At 51.5% G+C, this 7,374-nt stretch carries 8 protein-coding genes; 7 read left to right on the top strand and 1 reads right to left on the bottom strand.

Features of this window, described 5'->3' with window-relative positions; translation table 11 throughout:
• Both FN082_RS30325 and FN082_RS29900 read left to right on the top strand, forming a co-directional pair.
• A partial coding sequence (locus tag FN082_RS30325) for a transketolase-like TK C-terminal-containing protein (protein WP_185932104.1) occupies window positions 1–171 on the top strand: 171 nt, incomplete at its 5' end.
• A 188-nt stretch (window positions 172–359) separates the two neighbouring features.
• Window positions 360–653: a hypothetical protein gene (locus FN082_RS29900; RefSeq protein ID WP_139537839.1), complete on the top strand. Its 294-nt coding sequence runs from the start codon at window positions 360–362 to the stop codon at window positions 651–653.
• Between the two features lie 7 nt (window positions 654–660).
• Here FN082_RS29900 and FN082_RS29895 read toward each other — a convergent pair whose 3' ends face one another.
• Complete coding sequence (locus FN082_RS29895) at window positions 661–2,337, bottom strand: SgrR family transcriptional regulator (protein WP_142982895.1); 1,677 nt, start codon at window positions 2,335–2,337, stop codon at window positions 661–663.
• 257 nt (window positions 2,338–2,594) lie between these two features.
• Between FN082_RS29895 and ptsG the strand changes: the two genes are divergently transcribed.
• The 5 genes from ptsG to FN082_RS29870 are packed head-to-tail and all read left to right on the top strand — an operon-like array spanning window position 2,595 to window position 7,360.
• Complete coding sequence (gene ptsG, locus FN082_RS29890; protein ID WP_139537843.1) at window positions 2,595–4,145, top strand: glucose-specific PTS transporter subunit IIBC; 1,551 nt, start codon at window positions 2,595–2,597, stop codon at window positions 4,143–4,145.
• A gap of 10 nt (window positions 4,146–4,155) precedes the next feature.
• Window positions 4,156–4,995, top strand: a complete 840-nt coding sequence (locus FN082_RS29885; RefSeq protein WP_139537845.1) for a glucose-6-phosphate isomerase family protein — start codon at window positions 4,156–4,158, stop codon at window positions 4,993–4,995.
• The gene (gene hxlB / locus FN082_RS29880; protein ID WP_139537847.1) at window positions 4,995–5,558 is read left to right on the top strand and encodes a 6-phospho-3-hexuloisomerase; all 564 of its coding nucleotides are present in this window, start codon (window positions 4,995–4,997) and stop codon (window positions 5,556–5,558) included. The genes FN082_RS29885 and hxlB overlap by 1 nt, the downstream gene beginning before the upstream one ends.
• A gap of 16 nt (window positions 5,559–5,574) precedes the next feature.
• Window positions 5,575–6,210, top strand: coding sequence for a 3-hexulose-6-phosphate synthase (hxlA, locus tag FN082_RS29875; RefSeq protein ID WP_139537849.1), 636 nt, complete (start codon window positions 5,575–5,577; stop codon window positions 6,208–6,210).
• A gap of 55 nt (window positions 6,211–6,265) precedes the next feature.
• A complete protein-coding gene (locus FN082_RS29870) occupies window positions 6,266–7,360 on the top strand; it encodes a glycerol dehydrogenase (RefSeq protein ID WP_142461415.1) in 1,095 nt (364 codons plus the stop codon).
• Window positions 7,361–7,374: the final 14 nt, after the last annotated feature.

The following is a 7,374-nucleotide window of genomic DNA, read 5'->3' as shown; positions in this document are numbered from 1 at the left end:
CGCGTAGCAGTGGAAGCGGGCATCGCTGACTACTGGTTCAAATACGTGGGCCTGAACGGCGCGATTGTTGGTATGACCACCTTCGGTGAGTCTGCTCCGGCAGAGCTGCTGTTTGAAGAGTTTGGCTTCACCGTTGACAACGTCGTCGCGAAAGCGAAAGCGCTGCTGTAGTCCTTTCCCCCCTCCCGGGCTACAGGGCCTACGTGGTCGGGTAGCCCGGACAGGTGCGCAGCACCGCCTCCGGGAGCTTTTAATGCTGTTTCCCTTCACAAAAAAGTAACATTGTGACTAACGAGGCATTATCAAATATTCATTTATGGCATGTTCCTTAACTCAGGTAACAGAGAAGGAATATAACCATGGCCACTGAGTATGTTGACTACCTTATCCTCGGCGACGAACATCACGGTGAAACCTACCGCGATATCAAAACCCACTCTCTCCAGGTCCGTTCGAAATACTCAGCGCCGGTTCAGCGTTACGCCGCCAATACAGATTCCGCCTCCGCGCAGCCAAAAATGGTGAACTACAACGTACATGAATACCCGGCGCAAGATGGCCGATTTTATCTGGTGGCGACCAACTACCCGCTGGCGGATTTTGACGTTGAGGAAGCGCTGGTTAAATCAAGGATCCACCCGCTTAGAGCGTAACCCTACACTATAGCCACAGCTGGCTAAAATCGGGCCAGCCCAGGGTGCTCAAATCGCGCCAGGTAAACGAATTTTCGTTAGCGAACTCCATCCAGTGGTGCAATAGCGGAATAATCCACCGCTGATGAGTGAGCTGATGAAAGTGTTCGTTGATGCGCTGATGGGCAACGTCGTCGGCCTCATTGAGAATATGCTGGATAAGCGCCCGATGATCCTGCTGCGCTTTTTCCGGCAAATGGCGAAAGACGGGAGACGAGGCCAGCCAGTCCAGGAAAGCCGGGCTGGAAAGCGTATCCAGCATAAAATTAGTGAGCCAGATATCCGCGCTCTGCGCGTTCCCCATCGTAAATTCTTCAAAAGTGTAAACGTGCACGGTGCATTGAAAATGATGCCCACGCAGGATGTCGGCCATGGCCTGCGCAAGCTCGACAAGCTCTGGCTGGCCGAAAGTGGCAATCGACACCTGGCGGTGAGCAGTAAACGGTAGTGGAATATTGCCGAAATCGACCCGTCGGTGATTCCATTCTGGCAGTAACCCTTGCGCAATCGACAGGATGTTGGCGTACTCTTGTGGAAGATTAGTGCGATCGAGCAGCGCCATGGGTTGCAGCACGTGATTGAGAAAACGCCTGCCGACATCGTCAGCGAAAAGCCCTTCGTTATCCACCAGCACAAAGCAACTCCCTTTTTCCAGCTGCCGCTCGCTAAGCGGGCGGGTATCCAGTGCCTGCTCTCCGTGTAACACCGGGATAAAACTCATGCTAATGCTCTCCGGTGCCCAGGTGAAGATGTTGATTTCATTGAGCATTGGCCGGGCCTGATGATAATGCTCATTGCGATGGAGCGTCAGAAAGTTGCCCTGGTGCCGCTGAATGCGAAAGGGGCCGCTACAGCGCATTTCGCTGTCCCGCAGGTCGAAAATCAGAGCCGCCTGGGTCGCCAGCAGGCAGTCAAGCCGGTTCATTGAGACAGATGTTTCGACCACCAGCCGGTATTCATCGGCAGCGTAAATGGCGGATAAATCACTAAACAGGGCAGCAAACCAGGGGCTCTGGCTGGCGGCGTTCAGACAGCGCGCCAACAGAGGTGCGCTGAGCCGTTCGCCGTCGGAAAAATGGGCCGTTGATTTTATATAGAACTCCCAGCGGGTGGCCTGCTCGTTGTGAGTCCAGTAATGAGCGATATCCGGGACAATTTTTCCCTGAACGCCGTCATAGCGGGTCAGACCGCTTAAACACTGACGAACCAGATGTCGCTCCGTACGCCGCAGCGGGTGCAGGGGATTGAGCCGGTCAATATCGCGATAATAGGGAATGCGAACGCGGGTTTCGCTATTATTTTCCTGGGCACCGAAGCGATATTGAATAATTCGATTCAGGGCCTGTTTTTCATTGCCAATAAATTTCAGCACGTTGCCATAGTCAAAATGGGCAATCATCTGCTCAATATTCTGGTTGATTAACGTATCCGGTGCGATCAGCAGACGCAATATCGATTGCTTACCCCGACCGCGCTGGGGCTGCCACTCTATCCAGTTTTCCTGCTGCATCCGCGTGAGGGTAATACGCGCATTTCTTATTGAACAATCGAACAACTCGGCAATTTGTTGCACCTGGACCGGCATATCCTGGCCGACGCCGTAGCGTGCGTACAATTTGCGGAAGTGATCTTCGATATTCGCCATCAGTTTTCCGCTCCATAAAAGGATTTTTTTCCTATTTTATGCAGGAATGGCGGCTTTAAGTGTGATTGTGTTCAAAGTACTTCCTGTTTTTGGCTAAAACCGGAAGTAATAAGTGTGGCTTATTACAGTTTTTAAAAAGCATTCTACGGCAAATAATCAGTCTATTCGCAGCCTGGAGTAAACGCGTTAGTCAGAGTTGCGAAAGCAAAAAAATATTTCGGGCGAAATGACGTTCAACGATCATCAGGAGTTGCGGAATGGAAAAATTTAATTTATTGCAAAAGCTGCAAAGTATTGGTCGCTCGCTAATGATTCCTATTGCGATGTTACCGGCGGCAGGGATTTTATTGGCATTTGGTACCAGCTTACAGGATCCCAATATTGTGGCGCAGCTGCCTTTTCTTGGCGCAAATTGGCTAGTTCACACATTAAAACTTATGTCGGAGGCCGGGGGGATCATATTTGCCAATCTGCCGTTGTTATTTGCCGTCGGCGTAGCGGTGGGATTGTCAAACGATCAGGGTATTGCCGGGCTATCGGCGATAGTCGGATTTTTGATAATGAATGTCACCATCGGGCAGTTTTTAGGTATTACCGCCGAATCGGTATCTCAGGTGCGCGATTATACCTTTGTGCTGGGGATCCCATCGCTACAAACGGGGGTTTTTGGCGGGATTGTTATCGGTATTATCGCCGCATGGCTCTATAAGCGTTATTACCAGATAAGCTTGCCTTCCTGGCTGGAATTCTTTTCCGGCAAGCGCTTTGTGCCAATTATTACCTCCTTCGCGGCGCTGTTTGTTGGTTTGGTTATGGCAATCATCTGGCCTCCGGTGCAGCATGCGATTAATGGCCTGTCTAATACCATGATGAACTCCGGCCTTGGGTTCTCCGCTTTCCTGTTTGGTTTCGTAGAGCGCCTGCTGATTCCTTTTGGTTTAAACCATGTCTGGTGGCCGACCTTCTGGTTACAGTTTGGCGAATACGTTAATAAAGCCGGGCAGGTGGTTCACGGCGATCAGCTGATTTTCTTCGCGCAGTTAAAAGACCAGGTGCCGCTCACCGCCGGGACCTTTATGGCCGGCCTGACGCCAATCAAGATGTTCTGTATCCCGGCTATTGCCCTGGCGATTTATCGCTGCGCTGATGACGAAAATAAGGCGCGGGTAAAAGGCATTATGCTCTCCGGCGCGATTACTTCTATCGTCTGCGGCATTACTGAACCTGTGGAGTTCTCGTTCCTGTTCGTTGCACCGGTGCTCTACGGCATTCATGCCGTGCTTGCCGGGGTGGTGTTCCTGCTGATGGAATTGTTCAGCGTTCACATTGGCCTGTCGTTCTCCGGCGGTTTAATTGACTACCTATTTTTTGGCGTACTGCCGCGCGGCGGCAACTGGTACATGGTGATTCCGGTCGGTCTGGTGATGGGCGCGGTTTATTACTTCCTGTTTAGCTGGGCAATTAAACGCTGGAATTTACTCACTCCGGGGCGTGAAAAAATACCGGCAGAAAACGGTAATAGCGCGGATGTGAAATCGGATGCGCTAATCACCAACATTATTGCCGCCTACGGTGGATTAGAGAATATGCGCAGCATTGAAGCCTGTATGTCGCGACTGCGTATTGATGTTGTCGATAAAGCTATTGTGGATAAGAACAGGCTTAAACAATTAGGCGCATCGGGAATTGTTGAGGTTGGACAGAATATTCAAAGCGTTTTTGGCATGAAATCCGACCGTTTAAAAGAAGAAATTCGCGCCGTTAAGGCGCAGCAGGAAAAGGCTGTACTTCACACTGTTCACTCTTAAAGGAGGTTCTATGAAATTACTTACGCATAGCGGTATTCCCCTGTGGTTGGATACCGATGAGGTTATGGCTCTTAAGGCACCGTTGAATTATTTAGGCTATGGCCGAAAAAAAGCCGGGCAGATGGCGGGATTACTCTGGGAATTTAGCGAAGAGAAAAAAGATACCCTGGTTTATGATGTTTATCGGGGGATTGCCTTCCCTGAGGATGAAAAGCTACTGGAGGTTGATAAGTATCGCTACGATATTACGATTGTTCTCTCCGGGCTTATAGGCCAGGAGCGTAAGAAAACCAGCGGTCATTATCATGGCATTAATGAGAGCGGTAAGAATACGCACCCTGAGGTGTATGAAGTCATCAGCGGTACGGCGGCCTATGTTCTGCAAAAATCACCAGATTATTCCGTTGAACCACAAGATTTAGCGGTAGATGACATTATTATCGCCGTCGTTAAGGCCGGGCAAAGCATCATTGTGCCGCCAAATTATGGCCACTGCGCAATTAATATTGGTGACGGTCCGCTAGTATTCAGCAATCTGGCCTATGTCCCCTGTGCGATCCACTACGAACCCGTTCAGTATTATCACGGTATGAGCTGTTCGGTCTATGAAGAGAACGGTCAACTGACGGTGGTGAAAAATAAACATTATCCACAATTGCCGAAAATACGCTTTGCCACGGTAAAAGAGAATCCACGGCTGGGGATCGTCTTTAATAAACCGGTTTATCAGAGCTATCAAGAAGACCCGCAGCGTTTTCATTTTTTGGGCAACGTTGACAGCTATGTCGATGAAATTATGTCCATGCTGGATATTCATGATGAGTTATTGCCCGTTCGGGAGGGAAGATAATGAACTCAGTAAATAACGTCATTCAGGCCAGCTGCGATCTGCATCAGCTATTTAAAAAAGTGAATGCCGATGATGTACAGCATCTGGAGCAGCTAATTAGTGAAGCCCCTGCGGTATTTGTTTATGGGGCCGGGCGTTCGCTGTTGATGCTTAAAGCGTTTGCGATGCGGCTGATGCATATCGGTATAAGCGTGCATATTGTTGGTGACGTCGTAACCCCCGCGCTGCGGGAAGGCGATTTGCTGCTGCTTGCCAGCGCATCCGGTGAAACCGGTTCACTGATTCAGGTCGCCAAAAAGGCCCGTAGCCTGGGCGGTAAAATTGCGTTGTTAAGCATCTTTCCAGAATCAACCTTAGGCCAGCTGGCGAACGTCACGGTGAAGCTGCCGGCCTATACCGACAAGCTGCCGGACGGCCCGGATAACGTTAAAGGCGTGCTGCCCGGCGGCAGCATGTTTGAAGAGAGCGTATTGCTGCTCGGCGATACCCTGATTTTACGTCTGGCAGAAATGAACGGCCATCTATTAACCAAAGGTTTTGCGCTGCACGCCAATCTTGAATAATCACAGGGGAATTAACATGAAATTACAGCTGGCTATTGATGAAATGACCTTAAGCGAAGCGCTGGTTTTTATTGATAAAGTTGAGAAGGATATTGATATTATTGAGGTGGGGACACCCTTTTTAATTCGTGAAGGATGCCACGCGATAAAAGCCATTAAAGAAAAATATCCGCATAAAGAAGTTTTGGCTGACGCCAAAATTATGGATGGTGGCTATTTTGAATCTGAAATGGCATTTAACGCTGGCGCTGAATATGTCACGGTATTGGGCGTAACGGATATTCTGACCATTCAGTCCTGCATTATGGCGGCGAAAGATTTCGGTAAGCAGGTGGTGGTCGATATGATTTGCGTTGATGACCTTCCGGCGCGCGTGCGCCAGCTTGAAGATGCCGGCGCCAATATGCTGGCGGTCCACACCGGTACCGACCAGCAGGCCGCGGGGCGTAAACCGATTGACGACCTGGCGGTGATGATTGAGCACCGGCGCCATGCCAAAATCGCCGTCGCCGGGGGCATCAGCAGCAAAACGATTGCTTCCTACGCGGCATTAAAACCGGACGTGGTGATTGTGGGCTCTGCGATTACCCATGCGGAAGACCCGGCGAAAGAAGCGCGCTTAATTGCCGACGCTCTGCGCCAACACGCTTAAGTCAATATAAGAGCGGAGCCTGTCTGCTCTTATTACTCTGAAAAGGAACACTGAGATGCTGACAACAGCAATATTCCCCGGGCGCTATGTTCAGGGAGCGGGAGCGATTGAGCAGTGCCTGGCGGAAGAGTTGGGCCGACTTGGGCAGCGAGCGTTTATTTTGCAGGATCCCACCGTCGCTGCGCTGATTGGCGATGATGTTGCGCGGACGCTTGCCGGGAAAATTGACTATCACATTGAGATTTTTAATCGCGAGTGCTGTGATGAAGAAATTGCGCGGATTTCTGCGCTGACCGAAGAGTTTGGCGCACAGATGATTGTCGCCATGGGCGGCGGGAAAACGCTGGACACGGCGAAGGCCACCGGCGCGGCGCTGAAGCTGCCCATCGTGATAATCCCTACCCTGGCATCAACCGATGCGCCCTGCAGTTCTTTAGTGGTGATTTATACCCAGCAAGGGCAGTTCAAGCGCTATATGATGATCCCGCAGAATCCGACGCTGGTGCTGGTGGATACGCAGGTTATCGCCAATGCGCCGGTGCGTTTTCTGGTTTCAGGGATGGGCGATGCGCTGGCGACCTGGTTTGAGGCGGAGGATTGCCGAATTAAAGGGGCCGGGAATATGACCTCGCGCCCCGGTCCGATCACCGCGTATCAGCTGGCGCAATTTTGCTTCGACACGCTGTTGCGCTACGGCGTACTGGCTCGCTCGGCCTGCGAACAGCAGCAGGTCACGCCAGCGCTGGAGCACGTAGTGGAAGCCAACACGCTGCTGTCTGGATTGGGATTTGAAAGCGGCGGTCTGGCGGCGGCGCATGCGATCCACAACGGATTGACCGTGCTGCCCGCCACTCATGATTACTGGCATGGCGAGAAGGTCGCCTTTGGTACCCTGGCGATGCTGATGCTCACCGATCGCGATCCGGCGTTAATCGATCGAGTTTACGCTTTCTGCGAATCCATCGGCTTGCCGACTACGCTGGCGCAAATTGGCCTGGAGAAAGCGACCCATGCTGAATTGATGGCGGTAGCACAGGCGTCGTGTCAGGAGGGGGAGACCATGCATAATGAACCCTATCCTGTTACGCCGCAGCGCATCTGCGCCGCGCTGTATGCCGCCGATGCGCATGGTCGTCTGCGTCAGAAATAGCTGAAACAATACCG

This window comes from Klebsiella spallanzanii, from assembly GCF_902158555.1.
GTDB lineage: Bacteria > Pseudomonadota > Gammaproteobacteria > Enterobacterales > Enterobacteriaceae > Klebsiella > Klebsiella spallanzanii.
This window is presented reverse-complemented; position numbering and strand designations above follow the sequence as displayed.

Excerpts from the sequence above, each read along its gene's own strand:
- ptsG (WP_139537843.1), top strand. The coding sequence starts at position 2,595 with ATGGAAAAATTTAATTTATTGCAAAAGCTGCAAAGTATTGGTCGCTCG.
- FN082_RS29885 (WP_139537845.1), top strand. The coding sequence starts at position 4,156 with ATGAAATTACTTACGCATAGCGGTATTCCCCTGTGGTTGGATACCGAT.
- FN082_RS29870 (WP_142461415.1), top strand. The coding sequence starts at position 6,266 with ATGCTGACAACAGCAATATTCCCCGGGCGCTATGTTCAGGGAGCGGGA.
- FN082_RS29895 (WP_142982895.1), bottom strand. The coding sequence starts at position 2,337 with ATGGCGAATATCGAAGATCACTTCCGCAAATTGTACGCACGCTACGGC.
- hxlB (WP_139537847.1), top strand. The coding sequence starts at position 4,995 with ATGAACTCAGTAAATAACGTCATTCAGGCCAGCTGCGATCTGCATCAG.
- hxlA (WP_139537849.1), top strand. The coding sequence starts at position 5,575 with ATGAAATTACAGCTGGCTATTGATGAAATGACCTTAAGCGAAGCGCTG.
- FN082_RS29900 (WP_139537839.1), top strand. The coding sequence starts at position 360 with ATGGCCACTGAGTATGTTGACTACCTTATCCTCGGCGACGAACATCAC.